This window comes from Actinomadura spongiicola, assembly GCF_003432485.1.
Classification (GTDB): Bacteria; Actinomycetota; Actinomycetes; order Streptosporangiales; family Streptosporangiaceae; genus Spirillospora; species Spirillospora spongiicola.
In genome coordinates this window covers 145,057-167,725 of sequence record NZ_QVNQ01000008.1, presented here as the reverse complement: position 1 = coordinate 167,725, position 22,669 = coordinate 145,057, and the positions used below count along the sequence as shown (strand labels likewise).

Annotated in this window: 17 protein-coding genes; 3 read left to right on the top strand and 14 right to left on the bottom strand. The window is 74.1% G+C overall.

The window, feature by feature from the left end; translation table 11 throughout:
• Nucleotides 1-95: 95 nt before the first annotated feature.
• Genes D0T12_RS24940 through D0T12_RS24925 form a run of 4 tightly spaced genes read right to left on the bottom strand, consistent with a single transcriptional unit; the run spans nt 96 to nt 2,847 of the window.
• Nucleotides 96-755, bottom strand: coding sequence for a GntR family transcriptional regulator (locus D0T12_RS24940; RefSeq protein WP_117402115.1), 660 nt, complete (start codon nt 753-755; stop codon nt 96-98).
• Between the two features lie 25 nt (nt 756-780).
• Nucleotides 781-1,557 (bottom strand): maleate cis-trans isomerase family protein, encoded by a 777-nt coding sequence (locus D0T12_RS24935; RefSeq protein ID WP_117402114.1) that lies wholly within the window; start codon nt 1,555-1,557, stop codon nt 781-783.
• Between the two features lie 29 nt (nt 1,558-1,586).
• Nucleotides 1,587-2,348, bottom strand: coding sequence for a maleate cis-trans isomerase family protein (locus D0T12_RS24930; protein WP_117402113.1), 762 nt, complete (start codon nt 2,346-2,348; stop codon nt 1,587-1,589).
• Nucleotides 2,349-2,364: 16 nt separating this feature from the next.
• Nucleotides 2,365-2,847: a DUF3830 family protein gene (locus D0T12_RS24925; protein WP_199487703.1), complete on the bottom strand. Its 483-nt coding sequence runs from the start codon at nt 2,845-2,847 to the stop codon at nt 2,365-2,367.
• Nucleotides 2,848-3,158: 311 nt separating this feature from the next.
• Between D0T12_RS24925 and D0T12_RS24920 the strand changes: the two genes are divergently transcribed.
• Nucleotides 3,159-4,157, top strand: a complete 999-nt coding sequence (locus tag D0T12_RS24920) for a D-2-hydroxyacid dehydrogenase (protein ID WP_117402111.1) — start codon at nt 3,159-3,161, stop codon at nt 4,155-4,157.
• Between the two features lie 2 nt (nt 4,158-4,159).
• Nucleotides 4,160-5,569, top strand: coding sequence for an amidase (locus D0T12_RS24915; RefSeq protein WP_117402110.1), 1,410 nt, complete (start codon nt 4,160-4,162; stop codon nt 5,567-5,569).
• A 13-nt stretch (nt 5,570-5,582) separates the two neighbouring features.
• On the opposite strand, the gene D0T12_RS24910 is transcribed toward D0T12_RS24915, so the two are convergent.
• The 10 genes from D0T12_RS24910 to grpE all read right to left on the bottom strand — a co-directional run bounded on the left by D0T12_RS24910 (nt 5,583) and on the right by grpE (nt 21,776).
• Nucleotides 5,583-6,230 carry a DUF1707 SHOCT-like domain-containing protein gene (locus tag D0T12_RS24910; protein ID WP_117402109.1) on the bottom strand — a complete coding sequence of 216 codons (648 nt, stop codon included), beginning with the start codon at nt 6,228-6,230 and terminating at the stop codon, nt 5,583-5,585.
• A 320-nt stretch (nt 6,231-6,550) separates the two neighbouring features.
• The gene (locus D0T12_RS24905; RefSeq protein ID WP_117402108.1) at nt 6,551-8,854 is read right to left on the bottom strand and encodes an FdhF/YdeP family oxidoreductase; all 2,304 of its coding nucleotides are present in this window, start codon (nt 8,852-8,854) and stop codon (nt 6,551-6,553) included.
• A 58-nt stretch (nt 8,855-8,912) separates the two neighbouring features.
• Nucleotides 8,913-10,001, bottom strand: a complete 1,089-nt coding sequence (locus tag D0T12_RS24900) for a S1C family serine protease (protein ID WP_117402107.1) — start codon at nt 9,999-10,001, stop codon at nt 8,913-8,915.
• 57 nt (nt 10,002-10,058) lie between these two features.
• Nucleotides 10,059-11,306, bottom strand: a complete 1,248-nt coding sequence (locus tag D0T12_RS24895) for a multidrug effflux MFS transporter (RefSeq protein WP_117402106.1) — start codon at nt 11,304-11,306, stop codon at nt 10,059-10,061.
• Nucleotides 11,307-11,424: 118 nt separating this feature from the next.
• Nucleotides 11,425-13,146, bottom strand: coding sequence for a TRAFAC clade GTPase domain-containing protein (locus D0T12_RS24890; RefSeq protein ID WP_117402105.1), 1,722 nt, complete (start codon nt 13,144-13,146; stop codon nt 11,425-11,427).
• 4 nt (nt 13,147-13,150) lie between these two features.
• A complete protein-coding gene (locus D0T12_RS24885) occupies nt 13,151-15,409 on the bottom strand; it encodes a GAP1-N2 domain-containing protein (protein ID WP_117402104.1) in 2,259 nt (752 codons plus the stop codon).
• A 2-nt stretch (nt 15,410-15,411) separates the two neighbouring features.
• The gene (locus D0T12_RS24880) at nt 15,412-16,623 is read right to left on the bottom strand and encodes a TRAFAC clade GTPase domain-containing protein (RefSeq protein ID WP_117402103.1); all 1,212 of its coding nucleotides are present in this window, start codon (nt 16,621-16,623) and stop codon (nt 15,412-15,414) included.
• Nucleotides 16,620-19,256, bottom strand: coding sequence for a hypothetical protein (locus D0T12_RS24875; protein WP_117402102.1), 2,637 nt, complete (start codon nt 19,254-19,256; stop codon nt 16,620-16,622). The genes D0T12_RS24880 and D0T12_RS24875 overlap by 4 nt, the downstream gene beginning before the upstream one ends.
• Before the next feature lie 14 nt (nt 19,257-19,270).
• On the bottom strand, nt 19,271-20,854 hold the full coding sequence (locus tag D0T12_RS24870; RefSeq protein WP_117402101.1) for an Hsp70 family protein: 1,584 nt from the start codon (nt 20,852-20,854) through the stop codon (nt 19,271-19,273).
• A gap of 7 nt (nt 20,855-20,861) precedes the next feature.
• Nucleotides 20,862-21,776: a nucleotide exchange factor GrpE gene (grpE, locus tag D0T12_RS35980; protein ID WP_233526275.1), complete on the bottom strand. Its 915-nt coding sequence runs from the start codon at nt 21,774-21,776 to the stop codon at nt 20,862-20,864.
• 192 nt (nt 21,777-21,968) lie between these two features.
• Between grpE and D0T12_RS24860 the strand changes: the two genes are divergently transcribed.
• Nucleotides 21,969-22,658: an ACT domain-containing protein gene (locus D0T12_RS24860; protein WP_117402472.1), complete on the top strand. Its 690-nt coding sequence runs from the start codon at nt 21,969-21,971 to the stop codon at nt 22,656-22,658.
• Nucleotides 22,659-22,669 lie beyond the last annotated feature (11 nt).

Sequence of the window (22,669 nt, the reverse complement as noted above, 5' to 3'; positions counted from 1 at the left end):
TCCGGTAGATTGTCGACAATCTGCAATGTAGGTGGGGCGGTCTCCGATGTCCAGCGCGGTGGCCGGTGCGGTGGCCGGTGCGGTGGCCGGTGCGGTCAGGTGGCGCGGAGACGGTCGATGGAGTCGGTCATGTGCTCCTCGATGAGGGTCAGCAGCCGCTCCTCCTCGCCATCGCCGATCGCGTCGACCAGCCGCCGGTGCTCCTCGACCAGCTCGGACGGCTCCGGGTAGGTGTCCTGGAGGGCGTTCAGGCACATGCGGGTCTCCACCAGCAGCGTGTGCGCCATCCGCTCCAGCCGGGGGCTGCCGGACGAGCTGACCAGCACCTCGTGGAACGCCTGGTCGGCGTCGCTCATCGCCACCCGGTCGCGTTGCTCGGCCGCGTCGACCAGCGCCTCCAGGGCCTCGGTGAGCCGGGCCACCGCCTCGCCGCGGTTGCGTTCCATGATGAGCCGGCAGGCCTCGCGCTCGATCGCGAGGCGGGCGAGGTAGACGTCCTCGACGTCGCCCTCGTCCAGCGTGCGGACGAACAGCCCGCGGTGCGGCTCGCTGACCAGCAGCCCCTCCTGGACGAGCCGCTGCATCGCCTCGCGCAACGGGCCACGGCTGATGCCGAGCCGGGCGGCCAGCTCGGCCTCGCCGAGCTGCGCGCCGGGTTCCAGCGAGCCGTACATGATCGCCGAGCGCAGCTCGTCAGAGACGATCTCGACGGTCGACTTGCGGGGGACGGGTTCCAGCTCACCCAAACGGCCCATGCCGCGGGCCCCTTTCGTTATTCCGTTATGGCTGCCAGGCATGTCGTCCCGGCCCGGCGGGGACGGCGGCGGGCGCGGCGAACAGCCGGCCCAGCCCGGGGCGCGGTGCGAGCCCCCCGGTGCCGGACGCGAGCCGCAGCCCCTCCCACACGCTCACCTGGTTGGCGGTCAGCACCGGCTTGCCGACGACCGCCTCCAGCTCGTCGAGCCAGGACACGGTGTGCAGCGCGGTGTCGGGCACCAGCACCGCCTCGGCGTCCGGATGGTCGTTGGCCGCGACGAACGCGAGCACCTCCTCGCGGCCGAGGGTGCCGACCTCGGCGGCGGTGACGATGCCCCGGCAGGACAGCGCCACCACCTCGACGCCGGCCCGGCCGAGGAACGCGACGAACCGCTCGGCGACGTCGGACGGGTAGGTCGCGGCGACCGCGACCCTGGTCAGGCCGAGCGCGCGGGCCGCGTGCACGAACGCGAACGATGTACTGGACGCCGGCACGCCCGCCGCCGCCGCGACGCCCTCCACCTGCCGTTGGGCGCCGTCCCAGCCGAACACGAAGCTGCCGCTGGTGCAGGCCCACACGGCGGACCTGACGCCCATCTCCCGCAGCGTCCGGGCGCCGTCGGCGAGGACGTCGGCGCCGCCGATGTCCAGCAGCGCGTCGACGCGGTGGGCGTCCTCGCGCATCAGCGTGTGCACGACCGGCAGGCGCACCCCGCCGAGGGCGCGCTCGATGGCCGGGTAGTCGTCCTCGGCGCTGTGCCCGGGGTACAGGAAACCGGCGCTCAACCCGTTCTGGTGCATGGAGTCGACAATCCTAACGCTCGGGGCGATCATGCCGCCGTGGACGGGGCCAGCGCGACCAGCGACTGCCCGGGACCGGCCGCGGACCGGCCCATCGCGCGCAGCGCCGAGCACATCGTGACCTGGTTGGCGGTGAGGACCGGCTTGCCGATCATCTGCTCCAGCGGCGCGATGATGTCGTAGGTGGGCACGTTGGTGCAGCTGATGAAGACCGCCTCGGCCTCCGGGCCGTCCACCGTCGACACCGCCGACACGATCTCGCCGTATCCGACCTTCCAGATGTGGCTGAGCAGCCCCATCCCGACGGACGACACGACCTCGATGCCGTACTCGCCGAGGAACGACACCAGCCGCTCGGTGACCGCGTCGATGTACGGGGTGACGACCGCGATGCGGCTGACGTTCAGCAGCCGCAGCGACTCCACCAGCGCGCCGGACGTCGTGGTGGACACCGGCGCGCCCGCCGACAGCATCGACTGGTGCAGTTGCAGCTCGCCCGCCTTGCCGCCGATGAAGCTGCCCGAGGCGCAGGCGTAGGCGACGGCGAGCGGTTCGGGGGCCAGCACGTCCCGGGTGGCCTGCCGGACGATCGACTGGTCCGACAGCGCGGACGCCATCTCGACCGTGACCGGCACCGGCACGTACGGGAGCCGCGTCATGAACAGCGACACGTCGTCGGGCGTCCACCGCCACAGCTCACGGTCGAGGGCGAAGTCGAACGGGGCGACCACGCCCACGCCGTGCTGGGCGAGCAGCTCGGGCCCGACGACCAGCGTGGGGTCGAATGTCATCTGCGCAGCCACCGCTCTATGACTCGGCGCGGCTGTAGAGGAGGCGCTCGCCGACCCCGCCGGAGCGCCAGACGTCGTTGCACGCCTCCGCCATCCGGTCGAGCCCGTCGACGATCGTCGCGTACACGTTGCCGGGGACCCAGCCGACGTCCCCGTTGAGCAGCAGGTTGTTGCGGCCGTAGAAGATCGCGAGATCGATGACGCCGGGCAGCGCGTGGATGCCCTTCTCCTCCTTGAACCTGCGATCCAGCATGCCGCCGGCGAACGAGAAGTAGACGACGTCACCCGGGATCGGGGTGACGGTGGGGTTCTCCAGGCCGACCTCTTCCTCGGAGAACCGCTCGACCATCGTGTACACCTCGTTGCGGGCGTACTTGGCGTGGTACGCGTCGCCGCCGAGGGGCAGGGCACGCCACACCGCCTCGCAGGTTCGCGGCGCGTCCTTTTCGAGCAGCTCCGCCACGCACGAGACGCCGCGCCGCTCCAGTGTGATGGTCATCAGCTTGGGCATGCTGGACCTCCCCGCGAACAGGGGTGAGCGAGAGCGTCGCCACCCGAAGGACTCTCCATGTTTGTGGGGGGAACACCCCCACACCCCTCGGAAGGGGTGCAGTCAGAGCGCTCTGGGATCCGTCCTGGCCTTGCGTGGGCAGCGGTTGCGACGGTCTTGCAGCACACAGATTCCCAGTGCGGTTCCCCGGGCCGAGCGAACCGCGCTGATTGTTGACAATCCTACGAACCCTTCCTAGCGTGTCAATGCCTCCTTGAGTTGCCTTCACGTAAACTCCGAACTCCCTGAAAGTGGCGCCGATGGAGCCTGTTCCGCCCGCACCCGGCGGGCCGCCCGACGTGGTGGTTCTGACGGGGGACGTCCCGCCGTCCGGCATGGCCGCCGCGGAGCGCCTCGCCCGCGTCCGCCACGTCGGCGAATCCGGGCTTGCGGAGGCCCTTCCGGACGCCGACGTCCTGTTCGTGTGGGACTTCCTGACCGACGCGCTCGCCGACGCGTGGCCCTCCCGCGGCGGGCCCCGTTGGGTGCACATCGCGAGCGCGGGCGTCGACCGGCTGATGTTCCCGGAACTGGTGCGGGGCGACACGGTCGTCACGAACTCGCGGGGGGTCTTCGACGAGCCGATCGCCGAGTACGTCCTCGGGCTGGTGCTCGCCTTCGCCAAGGACCTGCACACGACGATCCGGCTCCAGGGCGCGCGGCGCTGGCGGCACCGCGAGACCGAGCGGATCACCGGCGCCCGCGCGCTGGTCGTCGGCACGGGGCCGATCGGCCGGGCGATCGGCCGCCGGCTGACCGCCGCGGGCCTGGAGGTGTCCGGCGCCGGGCGCACCGCCCGCGACGCCGACCCCGACCTCGGCACCGTCCATCCGATGGAGCGGCTGGACGGGGCGCTCGCCGCCGCCGACTACGTCGTGCTGGCGGCGCCGCTCACGCCCCGGACCCGCGGCATGATCGACGCGGCGGCGCTGGACCGGATGCGGCCGTCGGCGCGGCTGATCAACATCGGGCGCGGCGCGCTGGTCGCCGAGGCCGACCTCGTCAAGGCGCTGCGCGACGGCCGGATCGCGGGCGCGGCGCTCGACGTGTTCGAGGACGAGCCGCTGCCGGAGTCCTCGCCGCTCTGGGACCTGCCGAACGTCGTCGTCTCGCCGCACATGTCGGGCGACGTGGTCGGCTGGCGCGACGAGCTCGTCCGCGTGTTCGTCGACAACCTCGACCGTTACGTGTCCGGCCGCCCGCTGCGCAACGTCGTCGACAAGCGGCTCGGCTACGTCGGCTCCGACCAGAGGGGGTAGCCATGTCCGATGCGGCCGACCTGACCGCGACCGAACTCCTGGCGGCGTACGAGGCCGGGACGCTGTCCCCGGTCGAGGCGACCGAGGCCGTCCTCGCCCGGATCGGCCGGGACGACCCCGCCCTCAACGCGTTCTGCCTCGTCGACGAGGAGACCACCCTCGACATGGCCCGCGCCGCGACCGACCGGCGGCGGCGCGGCGCGACGCTCGGGCCGCTGGACGGCGTGCCCGTCTCCATCAAGGACATCCTGCTCACCCGGGGCTGGCCGACGCTGCGCGGTTCCGCGACGTCCGACCCGGCGGGCCCGTGGGACGAGGACTCCCCGGCCGTCGCCCGCCTCCGCGAACAGGGCGCGGTGTTCGTCGGGAAGACGACCACCCCGGAGTTCGCGTGGAAGGGCGTGACCGACAACCCGGTCGACGGCGTCACCCGCAACCCGTGGGACATGACCCGCACGCCCGGCGGGTCGAGCGGCGGCGCGGCCGCGGCCGTCGCGGCGGGCATGGCGCCGCTCGCGCTCGGCACCGACGGCGGCGGCTCGGTCCGCATCCCCGCCGCGTTCACCGGGATCTTCACCCTCAAGCCGACCTACGGCCGCGTCCCGCACTATCCGGCGAGCGCGTTCGGGACGCTCGCGCACACCGGCCCGATGACGAACACGGTCGCGGACGCGGCGCTGCTGCTCGACGCGGTCTGCGGCGCCGACGGCCGCGACTGGTCGTCGCTGCCCCCGCCGGACACCGCGTTCACCGAGCCCGGACCGGACGACCTGACCGGCCTGCGGGTCGCGTTCAGCCCCGACCTCGGGTACGCGCGGGTCGATCCGGAGATCGCGGCGTCCGTCGCGGCCGCCGCCGAGGCGTTCGCCGAGCTCGGCGCGAAGGTCGAGCAGGTCGACCCGGGATTCGGGGACCCGGTGGAGGAGTTCGAGGTCCTGTGGTTCGCGGGCGCCGCCAAGGTCGTGGAGCGGCTCTCACCGCAGGAACGAGCCCGCCTCGACCCGGGGTTGCGGGAGATCTGCGACCAGGGGGCCCGGTACTCGGCGGTCGAGTACCTCACCGCGACGGCCCGCCGCATGGAGCTGGGCCGTCTCATGGGCGTGTTCCACGAGCAGTACGACCTGTTGCTGACCCCGACGATGCCCATCGCCGCGTTCGAGGCGGGCGTGGAGGTCCCGCCGGGGTCGGCGTCCCGCCGCTGGACGAGCTGGACCCCGTTCACGTATCCGTTCAACATGACGCAGCAGCCCGCCGCGAACCTGCCGTGCGGTCTCACCTCCGAGGGCCTGCCCATCGGCCTCCAGGTCATCGGCGCCCGCCATGCCGACGCCCTGGTGATGGCCGCCTGCGCCGCCTACGAGAAGGCACGGCCCTGGAAGCGGCTCATGGGGAAGCGGCCCACGGGAAGGTGAGCGTCGAGGGCCGCTAGTCGGAGTCGGGCCGCTCCAGCTCCTTGCCGTGCCCCTTCCGGCGGCTCGGCCGGCGGCGCTTCACCCCGACCCCGCCCCAGAACGCCAGGCCCTTGACCACGACCGTCGGGGCGCCGGGCACGCCGGGCCCGCTCGCCCCATGGTCGAACCCGCCCATGATGCCGAGGCCCTTGACGTGGACGGTGAGGTCGTCCGGCACGATGACCTCGAACCCGCCCATCACGGCGAGCGCCCGGATCGTCGTCACCGGCTCCTCGAACCGCGCCTCACGCAAGTCGATCTTGCCGCCGCCCCAGAACGCGAACGCGCGGAACCTGCGAGGGACGTTCCACACGCCGGTCCGCCGGAACCCGCTCATGATGCCGATACCGGTCTTCCACGACGGCGCGGCCTCGACCGGGCTCCAATCCCTCCCGGTCGTCGGAGACGGCGGCGTCGCACCCGGCGACGGCAGGTCACGGGTGATCGGCTCCAGCTCCGCGTACGTCTTGGCCGCGTACACCGCGTCCAACCGCTCGTCGAGCTCCGCCAGCGTCAACCGCCCCTCCCCGGCCGCCTCGCGCAGGATGTGCGCGACCCGTTCGCGGTCCGCGTCACCGGCCCGCATCTCCGGCGTTCCGGAACGCTCCGGGAGGTTCGTCATGGCCCAAGCCTAGAACCTGTTCCGAACTGGCCCCAGCCCCACGCGCGAACGCGTAACCGCCCGGTGCAGCGACGCCGAAGGCGAGCGGATCGCGAAGCGATGCGCGTTCGCACGGGAACGGTCACGCAGCGAGCCGCCGGGCGAGTGGAGTGGGCCGGTCCTGCAATCAACACAGCGACCTCAGCCCGCACGCGAACGCGTTACCCGTCCGGTGCAGCGAAGCCGGAGGCGAGCGGAGCCGGGCGGATCGCGAAGCGATGCGCGTTCGCCCAGACACGGTCACGCAGCGAGCCGCAAGGCGAGCGAAGTGGGCCGGGTCTTTACAACACAGCCTCTAGGCGGACGACGACCGACTTGGACGTCGGCGTGTTGCTGATCTCGGCGGTGCTGTCGAGCGGGACGAGGACGTTCGTCTCCGGGAAGTACGCCGCCACGCAGCCCCGCGCGGTCGGGTAGGACACGATCCGGAAGGACGGCGCCCGCCGCTCCACCGTGCCGGTCGACGGCCCGGCGGACGGGTCCGGCCACTCCGAGACCAGGTCGACCACGGCGCCGTCGCGCAGCCCGAGGGCGGTCAGGTCGGCGGGGTTGACGAACACGACGCGGCGCCCGGCCTTGATGCCCCGGTAGCGGTCGTCCAGGCCGTAGATCGTGGTGTTGTACTGGTCGTGGCTGCGGACGGTCTGGAGCAGCAGCCGCCCCTCCGGGACCCGCAGGACCTCCAGCTCGTTCACCGTCAGGTTCGCCTTGCCGGTCGCGGTCGGGAACCGGCGCTCGTCGCGCGGCGCGTGCGGCAGCGTGAACCCGCCGGAGCCGCGGATCCGGGCGTTGTAGTCGTCGAAGCCGGGCACGACCCGGGAGACATGGTCGCGGATCACGTCGTAGTCGCGCTCCATCGCGTCCCAGCCGATGCCCGAGCCGGGCAGCGTCGCCTTCGCGAGACGGCAGACGATCGACACCTCCGACAGCAGGTGCGGCGACGCGGGCGCGAGGCGGCCCCGGGACGCGTGCACCATGCCCATCGAGTCCTCGACGGAGACGAACTGCGGGCCGGAGTCCTGGACGTCGCGTTCGGTGCGGCCGAGCGTCGGCAGGATCAGCGCGGTCTCGCCCGTGACCGCGTGCGAGCGGTTGAGCTTCGTCGACACCTGCGCGGTCAGGCGGCAGCCCCGCAGCGCCGCCTCGGTCACCGCGGAGTCGGGGGTCGCCCGGACGAAGTTGCCGCCCATCCCGAGGAACACCTTCGCGCGGCCGTCCCGCATGGCGCGGATCGCGTCCACGGTGTCCAGGCCGTGCTCGCGGGGCGGCTCGAAGCCGAACTCGGCGGCGAGGGCGTCGAGGAACTCCGGTTTCGGCTTCTCCCAGATGCCCATCGTCCGGTCGCCCTGCACGTTGGAGTGGCCGCGCACCGGGCACACGCCCGCGCCGGGACGGCCGATGTTGCCGCGCAGCAGCAGGAAGTTGACGACCTCCCGGATCGTCGGGACGGAGTTGCGGTGCTGGGTGAGGCCCATCGCCCAGCAGACGATGATCTTCTTGGCGGCCAGCACGTCGCCGACCGTCGCCTCGATCTCCTCCCGGGTCAGGCCGGTCGCCTCCAGCACGTCGTCCCAGTCCAGGCCGCGGACGTGCTGCTCGAACGCCGCGAACCCGTGGGTGTGCGCGTCGAGGAACTCCCGGTCGACGGCGTCCGGCGCGTCCGATTCGAGGAGCATCCGGTTGATCGCCTGGAACAGGGCGAGGTCGCCGTTCAGCCTGATCTGGAGAAACCGGTCGGCGAGCGCCGTGCCGCGGCCCGTCATCCCGGACCGGCGCTGCGGGTTCCTGAACCGCATCAGTCCGGCCTCGGGCAGCGGGTTCACGGCGACGATCCGGGCCCCGCCCTTCTTGGCCCGTTCCAAAGCGGAGAGCATCCGCGGATGGTTGGTGCCGGGGTTCTGGCCCACGACGAAGATCAGATCGGCTTCGTGGAGGTCGTCCAGCCGCACCGAGCCCTTGCCGATGCCGATCGTCTCGACCAGCGCCGAGCCGGACGACTCGTGGCACATGTTGCTGCAGTCCGGGAGGTTGTTGGTCCCGAACGCCCGGACGAACAGCTGGTAGGCGAACGCGGCCTCGTTGCTCGTCCGGCCCGAGGTGTAGAAGACGGCCTCGTCCGGCGAGTGGAGCGCGTTGAGCTCCGCCGCCAGCAGCCCGAACGCCTCGTCCCAGGACACCGGCTCGTAGTGCTCGGACCCGGCGCGCTTCAGCATCGGCTCGGTGAGCCGTCCCTGCTGCCCGAGCCAATGGTCGGACCGCTCCGCCAGTTCGGCCACGGTGTGCCGGGCGAAGAACTCGCGGGTGACGCGCCGTGTCGTGGCCTCCTCGGCGACGGCCTTGGCGCCGTTCTCGCAGAACTCGGCGACGTGCCGGTGGTCGCCTTCCGGCCAGGCGCACCCCGGGCAGTCGAAACCCTGCTTCTGGTTGACGCGCAGCAGCGTCAGCGCGGTGCGCCGCACGCCCATCTGGTCGTAGGACTGGCGCAGCGCGGCCGTGACCCCCGGCACGCCCGCGGCCCACTCCTTCGGCTTCGACACCTTCATCCGGGCGTCATCGAAGTCGTCGGCGGGCGCTTTGCGGGTCATCGCTCACATCCTTGAAACTCGGTAGGACTTGTCCCACTGTCGCACGTGAACGGCGGTTTCACTGAGGCGGGCCCTCCACGAGCCGGATCGTCGCCCCCACGCGGGCGCCCTGCGGGGTGGTCCACTCTACGCGGACGATATCGCCCGGCCGGTGCGCCAGGACCAGCGCGGTCAGCGTGGTGGGGGAGTCCACCGCCCGGCCGCCGAGGCCCACGATGGCCGCGCCAACGGGAACGCCCGCCGTCTCGGCGGGAGCACCGTGAACGATCTCCGCGACGACCGCGCCGGGAACGCCGCCGGTGGAGCGTACCTTGACGCCGAGCATGGCCGTCGGGCCGATGTGCACGGTGGGCGACGACTCGCCGCGCTGGATCTGCCGGGCGACGGCCAGGGCGTCGTCGGACGGGATGGCGTACCCGCGGTGGTCCTTCTTCGGCGTGGCCCCGTTCATCGCGAACCCGGCGGACGCGGCGGTGTTGACGCCGATGACCCGGCCCGCGGTGTCCAGCAGCGGGCCGCCGGAGTCGCCCGGCCGGATCGGCGCGCTGGTCTCGATCAGCCCGGACAGGCGCTCGGACGTGCCGTGCGTGTCGTCGCGGGCGGTGACGGACTGCTCCAGCGCGGTGACCTCGCCGGTGACGACGGTGGGAGTGCCGCCCTTGCCGCCCGCGTTGCCGACGGCCGTGACCGTGTCGCCGACCCGCACGTCCGTCGCGGACGTGAACTCGGCGACCTTGAGCCGGGTCGCGTCGGTCAGCCGGATCACCGCGATGTCGCCCGCGCGGTCGTACCCGACGACCCGCGCGGAGTAGGTGCGGCGGTTGTCGGTGTCGGTGCCCTTGATCTCCGTCGCGCCCCGGATCACGTGGTTGTTGGTGAGGACGAGGCCGGACGGGTCGAGGACGATGCCCGTCCCGGCGGCGCGGGTGCCGTTCAGCGACTGCCGGGTCTCGATGTTGACGACTCCGGGCCGCCGCCCGCTGGGCCGGGTGTCCTCGGCGGTCGGGGTCGCCGTGACGGGCGGCGGGACGTCCCGGCCCCCGCCGACGTCGACCGCGCGGCACCCGGCGGCGAGCAGGGACAACAGCGTGACCAGAAGTATCAGGATCGCGGTACGGGCGCCGCGACGCGCGGTGTCCTCGCTCACTCGGCCTCCTAGCGCCTTCCCCCAGCGCTTTCGGCATTTGTTCCCCTTTTTCGAGGATTAGCCCGAGACGAGGGAGGCGGTGCCGCGCGACCGGGCGGCGGACGCGGTGGCGGCGACCGCGAGGAAGGCCAGGGCGGCGATCGCGAGGGCCATGGGCACGGCGGTGTCCGGCCCGGCGATCCCGGCGAGCGGCGCGGCGGCGCCGCCCAGCGCGAACTGCGACACCCCGAGCAGCGCCGAGGCGGTCCCCGCCACCTGCGGCGGGCGGCCCGACAGGGCCAGCGCGGTCGCGTTCGGCCCGATGAGGCCCTGCCCGGCCGCGACGAGGAACAGCGCGGTCAGCACCGGATAGAGGCCGCCGCCGGCGAGCACCACGGCGAGCAGCCCGATCGCGCCGGCGGCGACGATGGCGAGCCCGACGCCGAGCAGCCTGCGCAGCGCCACCCGGCCCGCGAGGACGCCGCTGACCTGCCCGGCGGCCACGATGCCGACGGAGTTGACGCCGAACACGAGGCTGAACGCCTGCGGCGACAGGCCGTAGATGTCCTGCAGGACGAACGGCGAACCGGCGATGTAGGTGAACATCGCCGCGAACGCCAGACCGCTCGCCAGCCCGTGCCCGACGAACGACCGGTCGGCCACGAGCGTGCGGAACGTCGCCGCCGTGGCCCGCAGCCCGCCCGTCTGCCGCCGTCCGGGCGGCAACGTCTCCCCGAGCCCGGCCAGCGACGCGAGGAACAGGGCGACGCCGATGCCCGCGAGGACGGCGAACACGCCCGGCCACGGCATGAGCCTGAGCAGCTGCCCGCCGACCGCGGGCGCGAGGATCGGCGCCAGCCCGTTGACCAGCATCAGCAACGCGAAGAACTTGGCGGCCGCGACGCCGTCGTACAGGTCCTGGACGATCGCTCGGGCGATCACGATCCCGGCGGCGCCGGTGGCGCCCTGCACCAGGCGCAGCGCGATGAGCGTCTCCACGGTCGGCGCGGCCACGCACAGCAGCGAGGCCACGGCGTACGCGGCCATCCCGATCAGCAGCGGCCGGCGCCGGCCGAACGCGTCGCTCAGCGGGCCCGCCACGCCCTGCCCGATGGCCAGACCGACGATGCACGCCGTCAACGTGAGCTGCGTCTGCACCGGGCCCGTCCCCAGGTCCTCGGCGAGGCTGGGCAGCGCGGGCAGGTACATGTCGATGGACAGCGGGGCGACGGCCGTCAGCGCCCCGAGCACCATGATCATCCAGAGTCGTCGGCGGCCCGGATCGTCCTTCGCGGTCGCGGCTGCCGATGGTGCCGTCTGTGTCATGGGGGTCTCTCCGTACGGGCGCGGGGGCTGGAGCGGGGCGTCCTGAAGAGATAAAGGTTGTGACCGTCCGTTATCTTCCGCGTCAGGAAGTGGTGTGCGTCACACTGGTCCGGAGGGGTCAGAACGGGAGGCGGTCGGCCGCCGCGACGACCGCGCCGGTCACCGACGCGACGGTGAGGACCGACAGCCCGGCCAGCACGGCCCAGCGCCCGACCGTGTACCCGACCGGCACGCGGGACGAGCCGCGTCCCCGCACCGGCCACGGGGCGCGCAGCGGGGCCGTCCCGGGAAGCTCGGACTGCGCGTCGACCGCCGGGCCGTCGCCGTTCCCCGAGCCCGCGACCGTGAGCCCCGTCACCCAGCCGAGCAGGTCGGCGACCTGCTCCGGGTCGGTCGCGAGGCCGGACGCGAAGTACCGCACCTGCCCGGCGACCTGGTCGAGAGTCCGGACGGTGTTGCCCAGACCGACCCGGTCGAGCCAGGCGCGCAGGTCACCGTCCTCGGCCAGGCAGCGGCCGATCTCCGTGCGGGTCAGCAGATCGGTCTTGGTGACGATGACGGCGACGCGCTTCTGGCGGCCCTGGTCGGGACGGGAGCGCAGCTCGTTCAGAACTCGCTGGAGCGTGTCGGCGGGGTCCTCCTCCGACGACACGGCCGCCTGGTCGACGAACTTCCGCTCGTCCCCGGTCAGGGCCCTGCGCAGTTGGGGGAGGGCGAACGGGTCCAGGACGAACAGCAGCGCCTCGCCGTGGTCGAGGTAGCGCAGCGACTCCACCTCCGTCGCGCCCGTGTAGTGCTCGCCCGCAGGGTCGAACAGGTAGAGGATGCGGCGTGCGCGTCCGGGCAACTCCACGTCGACCATCGTGGCGAGGGGCAGTTCCGGCCCGGTCTTGGCGAGCCGCCCGCCGCGCTGGAACTCGTGGATCGCTCCCGCGTACGCCTGCGCGTGACGTTGCTCCACGAACGCGAGCCGTCCATGGACGGCGCGGGCGCGGGTGTGCAGGGCCCGTATGCCGAGGACCATGAACGTCGTCTTGCCCGCCGCCGGACCGCCGACGAACGGCAACGGCTCGACACGGACGCGCCCGATCCGTTCCGGCAACCGTCCACCGCAGTGCGGGCAGTACGCGGCGAGCCGGAAACGTCCGAGCGGCACGGTCGTCGGCAGCCGCGCCCCGCACCGGCACACGTGCCGGAACGCTCCGCCCGATCCGGGGACGAGACGCCGGTGCCGGGCGCCGCACCCCGGGCATTCGTACTCCGGCAGGCCGATCCGCTCGTAACAGAACGGATGCGGACACGTCTGAAGGATCCGCCCGTACATCATGACAACGCGTTCGACCGCGGCGAGGACCAGCACGCACAGCAGCCACACCACGAGCCCGGCCGCGGCGGCGACCCCGTACAGGACGGTCAGCGCCACCACGAACCCGGCCGCGGGCACGGCCGCGGCGACGATGCCCGCGCACAGCGCCAGCCACACCGGGAAGACGAAGAACCCCCACAGGCCGCCCAGCAGCAGCCGTGTCAGCCGGATGATCACGCCGCTGGCCGTCCGGTAGACCTGCGGGACGACGGTGCTGCTGATCGTCCACCAGTCGCGCCACACCTGGCCGAGCAGGTAGTGGCGGTACGCGATCTTCGGTTCGGCGACCGGCGACGGCCCCTCCAGCGTGGACGGCGCCAGCGCCCGGCACGCGTGCAGGCAGTACAGACCGAGCGCGGCGATCCCCGCCACGACCAGCGTCGCCGCGAACAGCACGGGGAACACGTACAGGAACCCGAGCCACATCACGGCGGCCCACGCCGCGATCAGCAGCAGCACGATGACGGGATGCACGGGCTCACCTCCCCTCGCGGGCGGACGCGTCCTCCGCGAGGAGGTCCCGGAGCACGGCCCGCAGCTCCGGGCTGCGTGACAGGCGCCCGTCGAGCTGTTTCGCGGCGAGCCACCGCCCGGCCGCCGTCCGCGCCCACGCCTCCAGGGCCGGGTCGCCGCCGCCGCGCGCCCGCAGCCGCAGCACGACCTCCACGAGGTCGTTGCGTCGCTCCAGGTCGTCGCCGCGCAGCGGGACCCGCCCGGAGCGGGCGCGGGCGGGCAGCTCGGCGGTCCACCGCGCGCCGAGGCGGGCCCGCGCGCCGGTGGGCAGGCCCGCCAGCAGCTCCGCCCGGTACGCCGGGGGCCGCCGGGCGAGCCGCCGCGCGGCCCCGGCGAACGCCTCGCCCGCGAGCTGCGGGGTCGCCCCGTCCGCGGCGGCGATCTCAGCGACGGCGCGTGCGGCGTCCGGCGGACCGGCCGTGATCGCCTTCGCGTACGCCTGGACGAGGGCGGCGTCGCGTCCGGACCGCCCGTCCGGCACGAGGTCGCGGACCCGCCCGGCGAGGCGCAGCGTCTCCGCGTCGGCGAGGCGGTCGCCGCCGGGGAACGCGAGCCGCGTCAGCGTCCGGGACGGGAGCGCGGCCAGCGCCGGACGATCCGCCACGGACGTTCCGTGCGCGTCCAGCAGCTCCGCGCACTCGGCGACCGTCGGCGGCGTGGCCCACACCTCCCGCAAGGCCGTGTCGAGGACGTCGGGGTCGCAGCCGTCCAGCCGGAGCAGGTCGCCGGTGACCGCGATCCGGCGGCCCGGACCGCGCCGCCCGACCGACGCCAGCACGGCGCACGCGACGGCGGGCGCGGTCCGCAGCCGCTCGGCGTGCGCGTACAGCAGGTCGCAGGCGGCGGGCGTGAGCGCCGCCGTCCGTTCCGCCTCGCCGCTCTCCGCCAGCCCGCCGACCACACCGTCGAACAGCGCGTCACGGAGCGCGGTCGGGCAGCCGGAGAGCGCGTCGGCGACGTCACCCGCCCCGGCCCGCGCGCACCGCGCCGCCGCCTCCGCGACCCGCGCCGGATCGGGCGAGACGCCCGCCCGCTCGGCGACCCCGGCCGCCGCCACGACCGCGACCAGGCCGGACGCCCGCGCCATCGCCTCGGCGACCCGGTCGGCGACACGGCGCGCGCACTGCCGCGCCACCTCGGCCGCGCCCGCGTCCCGTGCCCGCTCGTGCACGGCGAGCGCCAGGTCGAGACCCATCGACGGGACGCCGGGAACGAGATCGCGCCACACCCACTCGGGGATGCCGGACCCGTGCCGCGACAGCAGCTCCGCCGCCGCGCCCTCCTCGTCCACGGTGACGGTCGTGTCGCCCCGGCACAACGCCAGCAGCGCCGCCGCGCCCTCCCGCGCCGGATCGTCGAGGGGTGCCAGCTCGGCGAGGGCGTCCAGGCCGCCGAAGTCGCCGTCGCGCCAGCAGGCCGCGACCGTCCGGGCGAAGCGGCTCGCCGTGCCTGCCGCGGTGCCGCTCCCCGTGCCGCCGCGCAGGTCGAACGCCTGGGCGTGCGAGGCGTGGTGCTGCGCCGCTGCCCAGATCGCGGGCGTCGTGCCGACGAGGCGCTGCGCGGCGCCGCCCGGATCGCCGGTGTAGGTGACGAACGACAGCCGCGCCGCCGCCTCCACCGGCACCGAGTACGACACCACGGCGATCCACCGCGCGATCAGCTCGACGTCGTCGGCGACCAGCACCACCCGGCCGTGGCCCCGGTCGAGGACGTCCGCGACGGCGTCCACCAGCCGGCCGAGCAGCGCGTACGGGTCGTCCGGGCCGCGACCGGCGAGCCACGCGGCGAGCGCCTCCGGGTCGAGCGCCGCGCCGGGCGTGAGCTCGTCCAACCGGTCGAGCGCGGGGTCGGGCGCGGGATCGTGCGTCCAGTGCGGAGCGTGCCACAGCTCGGCGGGACGCAGACCCTCCAGATCCTCCGGCTCCGCCACCACCGCGTGGGCGAAGAAGTTGCCGTAGCGGCCCGAGTAGTCGCGGCCGAGGTAGCGGCAGCGCAGCAGCAGCGGCCGCCCGTCCACCCGGTCGTAGAGCAGCGACAGGGGGAACGCGGCCAGCTCCGCGTCGTCGGGGGACAGCGGCGCGTCCGGCGGCGGACGGTACGACAGGTACGGCGTCACGCCCGCCCTGACCCCGTCCGGCAGGCCGGGCGTCTCGGCGACGAACTGGAACCCGGCCCGGCCCGTGGGCCCGCGCCGCGCCGACGTGTAGTGCAGTTGCCACGCCACGGCTAGCCTCCGCTCCGCGACTCGGGACGGACGCCGTCGAGCATCCCGAACCGGTACAGCAGCCACAGCAGCGGGTCCTCGGCCCGGTAGGGCCGGACGCCGCCCGCGCCGACCCGCCCGTCGTCCGGGACGGCGCCGAGCGCCGACAGCCCGAACAGCGCGTGGTCGGCGTACTGCTGCCCGAGATAGGTGTCGAGCTGCCCCGCCCGCCAGTCGTGCAGCAGCGCGCGGACCTGCTCGTCGACCGCGTCCCTGTCGTCCAGGTCGAGGACGCCCGTCCCCGACCGGGAACGGTGCAGCGCGGACTGGCTCAGCAGCCCCGGCCGCAGCACGTCGATCTTGGTAAGCGCGACCGCGACGGGAACGGGCAGCGGTTCGCCGGGCCGGGTCCCGTGCCGCAGCCGCAGCGCCTCGGTGACACGCGCGATGACGTTCAGCGGCTCGCTGTCGGGATCGTCGCCGGCGCCGGGCGGGGCCGCGACGGCGTCCCGCAGGCCCGTCCGCGCGCCGGGCAACTCCAGCGGATCGACCAGGAAGATGATCGCGTCGGCCGCCTCCAGGTACCGCAGATGCAGGTCGGTGACCTCGCGGCTGCGCAGGTCCTCACCTGCGGTGTCGAACAGCACCAGCGCGAGGGAGTCGTTGCGGGCCCGCGAGAAACGCCCCCGCCGCGTTCGCGTGAGCAGGTACACCAGGGGTTCGCGGGGGGCGGTCGCGGCGCTCGCCGTCGTCGGCAGCAGCCGCCGCTCCTCCAGCAGAGGGCGCGCGAAGTCGCGTTTGTACCGTTCGATCGTGCGGTCGTCGCACGCCACCAGCGACGCGTCCAGCTCCGTCCCGACGCGGTTCATCAGCTCGTGCAGCAGGACGGCGATGTAGGTGCTCTTGCCGGCGTTCTTCGCGCCGACCAGCGCGACGATCCGGCCCGGCGAGTCGCAGTACGCGGACGGCAGCGGGTTGTGGCATTCCGGACAGGCCCGGTTGCCGGTGGGGAGGTCACAGTCGGGGCAGTCGGCGCGCCCCTTGCGGCCCGACGCGGCGAACACCGGCGGCAGCGACGCGCCCGCCGTCGACCCGGTGTACGCGGCGAGCGCCTTGTCCAGGACGGGCGCGCAGCCCTGCCGCCGCCCCGCCTGCCCGCGGCACCGGAACAGGATCCGCTGCGGCGCGACCGACGCGAAGCAGTACGGGCAGGTGACCCCCCGGGATCTGGTCATCGCGTGACCTGGAGAGTGCGGACGGGCGGATCGGCCAGCTCCACGACGTCGTCGTCGGCGAAGCAGCGCAGCCAGTACGGCCTGGACGCGTCCGGCACGGCCAGGGACAGTTCACCGGGAACGGGCACCTGTTCCCACGCGCCGAGCGTCTCGCCGTCCGCGGCGCGGTGCGGCATGACCCGCCCGGCGCGCAGCACCAGCGACAGCCGCGCCACCCGCAACGGCCGCGACGACGTCAGCCGGATCGTCAGCGACCGCCGCCACGGCGGGCCGGACCGGAGCACGTCGTAGCGGACCACGGCCCGAGCCGCGACCCGCGCGGTGACCGGCGGACCCGTGACCCGGGAACCGCCGACGGTCCCGGCCGCCGCGACCGACAGCGCGACCGGCTCGTCCTCGGGGACGGGCAGCCGGATCCCGCCCTGGGTGTCGTAGGCGGCGCGGGTCACGGTCCGCGTCGACGACGACTCGCTGCCATGGAGCGCGTCCCCTCCGACCTGGTAGACGACGTCGACCTCCGCGACGTCCGGCGGCCAGTCGAACCCGACGTGGACGTGGTCGCCGCGCCGGTCGGCGACGAGGCGGCGCGGCGGCGGCAGGTTCACGTGCCGGTGGTAGGCGCCGATCGCGGCGCCGCCCTCCGCGACCGACACCGCGAGCAGCCAGCCGCCCGCCCCCGGCCGCACCTCCAGCCCGCCCGGCACCGGCGCGCACGCCAGCCGCCGCGTCTCCCGCCGCACCTCCTCCAGCGGGACCAGCGCGCTGCGCGGCCACGGCGGCGGGCCCGGCGACAGCACCAGCTCGACCGCCCCGTTCCCGGGCGGGTCGAACCGGACCCGGACCAGCCCCGGGTCGTCTCCGTCGACCTCCGCGTCCAGCTCGTACACCGGCTCGGGCGGCGCGCTCGGCGTGACCGACGTCCGCACCCCGTCCGTCTCGACCTCCCGGCCGGACGGGTCGAGGTAAACGGCGGCGACCCGGTAATGGTGCGTCCGCCCGTTCGGGACGCGTTCGCGGAACCCGTCGCGTCCCGCCGGGACCGGCGCGCCGTCCCGGACGACGACGACCCGCGCCGCCTCCGCCGGGCACCGCCACCGCCCCGTCACCTGACCGTCCCCGGCCACCAGTTCGACCTCGGCGGGCTCGGGCCGCACCACCACCGGCCCCACCACGGCGGGCGCGGCGGCCGCGTCGCCCCGCACCGCGAACACGCCGTAGTACACCGGCGCGTTCACGGGCGGACGCTCGTCCACCGCCCCCTCCACCGCGTGCCCGTCCGTGGGCGTTCGCGGCGCCCGCGCCGCCCGCCGCACGACCCGGTAGGTCACCTCGCCCGCGGTCGACGGCGACGGATCCCACGACACACGCACCACGGCACCGCCGTCCCCGCCACCGTCGACGTCGGCGCGGACGGCCGGGACCGGGCGCGGCGGCAGGCGACGCTGCTGGTTCAGCGCGCCGGGAAGGTCGCGGACGAGCCGGAGCGCGTCGTCGAGGAGGCGATGGGCGCGGTCCGGGTCGGGTTCGGCGGCGGCGGTCTCGCGCAGCCGCAGCGCCGTGTCGAGCCGGTGCCGGGCCTCGGCGGCGAGGACCTCCTCCTCCGCCGGCTCCCCGCCGGCGGGCGGCGGGGGCACGGTCGCGGCGTCCGCCAGCTCCGCCGCCGCGAACACCTCGCCCGCGTCGAGCAGCGCGCGGAGCCGTCCGGCGAGGCCGCCGCCGCCCGGTCCCGTCTCACGGACCACCGAGAACACCAGGCGGCGGGCGTCGCGCCGGTCGACGCCGAGGTCGTCCACCGCGTACCGCAGCAGGGCCTGTTCGGACGCCCGCTGCCGCAGCCGCTCACGGAGCCGGTCCGCCACGTCGAACAGCAACAGCTCGGGCAGCGGCGCGTCCGACCGCAGCGCGGCAAGGATCGTGTCGGCGTGGGTGGTGCTGGTGTCGCGACCGCGCCGCGCCCACCCGGCGGCGGCCGTCGCCACCGCGTCCCGGTCGAGGCTCAGGTTCCCGCCGGGCGCGGCGAACCCGTCCAGGATCCGGAACGGGCCGACGAGCCGTTCGCCGAACACGAAGTCGGCGAGGTGCCGGTGGCCGAGGACGTCCAGCGACTCCTGGACCTTCCGGTACGCCGGGTAGGGCGCGGTGGACGGCAGCGGGTCGGGCTCGCGGATCTCGACGCCGTCCGCGGCGGCGGCCCGCTCCAGCTCGGCGCGGGTCACACCGCCCGCGCGGGCGATCCCGTCGACCTCGGCGGGCGTCGCCATCCGCAGCGTCCCGGCGGCGTCGGCGAGCCGGGCGCGGGCGTCGTCGCGGCGCCGCTCGGTGCGTTCCCGCCCGCCGCGCAGCCGCGCGTCCAGGGGACGCGGGTCGCCGCGTTCGGCGGCGGCGAACAGCGGCGCCAGCTCCCGGTGCTCGGCCTCCAGCCGGTCGATCAGCTTGCGGTACTTCAGCTGTCCCCGGGCCCGCCGCCAGCACTGCCGGACCTGCTTGACCCGCGCCGCGACCACCGCCCCGGTGAGCGGCTCCGCGAGCGGGCCGGTGAGCGCGTACCGGACGCGCAGGTCCTCGGGAGGCCGGTCGCCCGCCGCGCGTGCGGGCTCCAGCACCTCCCGCCGGTAGTCGTCGTCGAACGCCACGGGCGCCTCCCCGGTCAGCTCACCCGGACCCGGGAGAGGGCCTTCCGGGAGCGCTCGACCTCCTCCTCGGTCATCCCGCCGACATCCACCTTCAGCTCCAGCCGCTCGCCCGTCTCCTTCTCCACGGCCGTGACGTTCAGCAGCCCGGACGCGTCGAGCGCGAACGTGACGCCGATCGGCCAGCCCGCCTTCTTGCCCGGCGGAACGCGGATCTCCCCGGTCGCGATCTCGGTGTTGTCGATCAGGTCGGTGGACTCCACGACCCCGGCCTGCTCCATCACCCGGATGTCGGCGGACGTCTGGTCGTCGTACACGGTGAAGAAGTCCTCGGTCGGCGCGGCGGGCAGCTCGTCGTTGGCGTGGACGAGGTGCGCGACGCTCTCCGCGCCCGTGTCGCGGTCGACGACGACGATTCCGAACGCGTGCGACGCGACCGTTCTGATCTGCCGTCCGGCGATCTGCTCGCGCTGCTCGGTGGACAGGCCCGCGCGGTTCGCCATCTCCTCGGCGCGATCCTCGGCGCCCTCCCGGACCAGCCGCCGGTACGTCTCCTCGAACGCGTACAGCGCCGCCCCCTTGGCGACCGCGAGATCGGGGTCCTGGAGGCGGGGCGGCAGGCCCAGCTCGGTCGCCAACCGCGCCGCGACGACCGGCATCTTCGTCGACCCGCCGACGAGCACGAGGTCGTCGTAGTCGTGCACGCCCCGCTCCGCGGCCGTCGACAGCGTCCGGCCGGTGATCTCCACGGTCCGGTCGAGGAGGTCCTTGGTCAGCTCCTCCAGCTTCTCCCGCGTGATCTCGACCGTCGCGACCCGTCCGTCGTGCATGACGCGGACGGTGTGCGCGGTCCGGGTCGTGAGGGCCTTCTTGGCGTCCTCGGCGTCGCGGCGGAGCTGCTGCTCGGTCTGCTTGTCGTCGAGGGGGTCGACGGCGTCCGGGTGCTCGGCGCGGAACCGTTCGGCGAGGTACTCGACGAGCCGCGCGTCCCAGTCGGCGCCGCCGAGCTCGTGGTCGCCGTCGGTGCACACCACCTCGATGTGCCCGCCGCGCAGCGTGATCACGGTGGTGTCGAACGTTCCGCCGCCGAGGTCGTACACCAGGATCGTGCGGTCCTGCTCGGGGTTCAGGACGCCGTAGGTGATCGCGGCGGCGATCGGCTCGGACACGATGTCGATGACGTTCAGGCCCGCGATCCGGCCCGCCTTGCGGGTCGCGTCGCGTTCGGCGGCGCCGAAGTAGGCCGGGACGGTGATGACGACGTCGCGGGCCTCGTCGCCGGTCGTGGTCCGCGCGTCCGTCGCCAGCTTCAGCAGGATGAACGCCGACAGCTCCTCCGGCGTGAAGTCGATGCCGTGGATGGGACGGGACACGTCCCGGCCCATGTCCCGCTTGATCAGGCTGACGACGTTGTCGGGCTCCAGCACCGCGGTGTCCTTGGCGGTGGCGCCGACGACGACGTTCTCGCCGCTCTCGAAGTAGACGACGGACGGGGTGGTGTCGGTGCCCTCCAGGTTCCGCAGGACCGCCGGCCGCCCCACGTCGTCGATGGAGGCAATGCAGGAGTACGTGGTTCCCAGGTCGATCCCGTAGACAGCCATGTCCCTCTCACCCATCGGTGCCGAGTCCGGTATTCCCTTGCGAGTCTGTTGTGTTCTGCGTGACTGACGCGTTCTGCGTGCCTTGTTCGTTTTCTGTGTCCGATGTGTTCTTTGTCGCGGATGTTTTTCGCGTGCCGGACGTATCCGACGTGTCGGACGTGACGGCGGGCCCGGCGCCGTTGGACTCGGCGCCCGCGCGCCCCGAGTCCTCCCGCTCCGAGCCCGCCCGCTCCGAGCCGGCCTGCTTCGACCGGGCCTGTTCCAAGTCCGCTTGAGTCGGGTCCGCTGGTGTCGGGTCTTCCTGTTCGGTGGGCTCCGCCCGCTCCGTCGCGGCCGTCCCGGCGCGCTCCGCGACGAGCCTCCCGACGCTGACGACCGCCTTCCGCAGCACCCTCCCGCCCTGCTCGAACCCGTCGGACTCGATGGCGGTCACGGTGCCGTCCCGCAGCGGGTCCTCGACGGGCGTGACCGCGACCGGACGGTGCCGGACCGCGTCGTAGGGCGTCCCCGGCTCGACCGTGAACCGTTCGACGCCGAGCCGTGCCAGGGCGTCCGCGACGTCGTCGGCCACCGCCGCCAGCAGCAGCGCCGTCCGCTTCGGGTCGGGCGGATCGGCGAGGTCGGGCGCGGCGAGGCGCGCCGACTCGCGGCGCGCCTGGTCGTGCAGCCGGTACAGCGCGGCCCGGACCGGTTCCAGCATGGCCTGCAGCTCACCGCGCCGCAGCCGCTGGTTCTCCTCGTGGAGCCGGTCGATCACGGCCTCGCGGTGCGCGGCGCGTTCGTGCTCGCGGTCCAGTCGCGCGGCGAGCCCGGCGAGGGCGGCCTCGACGTCGCACGGCGCCCGCCGCGAGCCGGCGCCCGGCTCGGGCCCCGGCTCGGTTCCGGAGTCCTCGCCGACTCGGGGTTCCCCGTCCCTCGACACGTGCAGTTACCTTAATGGTGGGCGGCATGGGGCGACAGGCCTGCTGATGACCTTCACCGGACTCTAGTTTGACCTGTGCCCGCCATTCCAGCACCGGACCCGGCAGCGTTTTCTCGCGTCGTCACTTCGGGGTAACACCAGGGAAACGTGTCTCGTCGAGACTGGGGGACGCGCAGGGAAGTGGAGGTGGCGATGTTGCTGCGGATACGCATTCGCCTGCCCGACCGTCCGGGGTCGCTGGGACAGGTGGCGCGCACGCTGGGGGCGGCGGGCGCGGACGTCGTCCAGATGGCGGTGCTGGAACGTGACAACGGCCGGGCGATGGACGATTTCACGGTCGTCTGGCCCGTGGGCGCGGGGCTGGAACGGCTGACCGAGGGGCTCGGCGCGGTGCCCGGGGTGGAGATCATCGGGGTCTGGCCGACCGTCGAGCCGCAGGGCGCGTTCCCGGACGCCGCCGTGATCGGGCAGATCGCGGCGGTTCCGGAGCGCGGCGCGGAGATCCTCGCGGACGCCGTCCCGGCCATCCTGAGCGCCGACTGGGCGGGCCTGGCCGAAGTGACCATGGACGGGGACGCGGTGCTGGTGCACGCCAGCGTCGGCGGCCATGCCGGCGCGCCGGAGGGAGCGGAGGGTCGTCTCGCGCCGGGAGGCGTGACCGCCGAACTGCCCCTGCTGGCGCCGCTGCGCCCGCGCGCCTTCACCGCGCCGGACGGGACGCGGTTCGCGGTCTGCCCGCTGGCCGGGGGCACGGTCGCGCTGATCGTCGCCCGGGTCGAGGCGCCGCCGTTCCACCGCACGGAGGTGTCCCGGCTGGAACAGCTCGCCGAGGCGGCGGACGCGGTGCTGGCCGGGGCCCGCTCCGGACGGTCGCCGGTCTGATCCGGCGGCCC

Bases quoted from the DNA above. Each gene is read 5' to 3' on its own strand.
- D0T12_RS24940 (WP_117402115.1), bottom strand. From the start codon at position 755: ATGGGCCGTTTGGGTGAGCTGGAACCCGTCCCCCGCAAGTCGACCGTC.
- D0T12_RS24935 (WP_117402114.1), bottom strand. From the start codon at position 1,557: ATGCACCAGAACGGGTTGAGCGCCGGTTTCCTGTACCCCGGGCACAGC.
- D0T12_RS24930 (WP_117402113.1), bottom strand. From the start codon at position 2,348: ATGACATTCGACCCCACGCTGGTCGTCGGGCCCGAGCTGCTCGCCCAG.
- D0T12_RS24925 (WP_199487703.1), bottom strand. From the start codon at position 2,847: ATGACCATCACACTGGAGCGGCGCGGCGTCTCGTGCGTGGCGGAGCTG.
- D0T12_RS24920 (WP_117402111.1), top strand. From the start codon at position 3,159: ATGGAGCCTGTTCCGCCCGCACCCGGCGGGCCGCCCGACGTGGTGGTT.
- D0T12_RS24915 (WP_117402110.1), top strand. From the start codon at position 4,160: ATGTCCGATGCGGCCGACCTGACCGCGACCGAACTCCTGGCGGCGTAC.
- D0T12_RS24910 (WP_117402109.1), bottom strand. From the start codon at position 6,230: ATGACGAACCTCCCGGAGCGTTCCGGAACGCCGGAGATGCGGGCCGGT.
- D0T12_RS24905 (WP_117402108.1), bottom strand. From the start codon at position 8,854: ATGACCCGCAAAGCGCCCGCCGACGACTTCGATGACGCCCGGATGAAG.
- D0T12_RS24895 (WP_117402106.1), bottom strand. From the start codon at position 11,306: ATGACACAGACGGCACCATCGGCAGCCGCGACCGCGAAGGACGATCCG.
- D0T12_RS24880 (WP_117402103.1), bottom strand. From the start codon at position 16,623: ATGACCAGATCCCGGGGGGTCACCTGCCCGTACTGCTTCGCGTCGGTC.
- D0T12_RS24870 (WP_117402101.1), bottom strand. From the start codon at position 20,854: ATGGCTGTCTACGGGATCGACCTGGGAACCACGTACTCCTGCATTGCC.
- D0T12_RS24860 (WP_117402472.1), top strand. From the start codon at position 21,969: ATGTTGCTGCGGATACGCATTCGCCTGCCCGACCGTCCGGGGTCGCTG.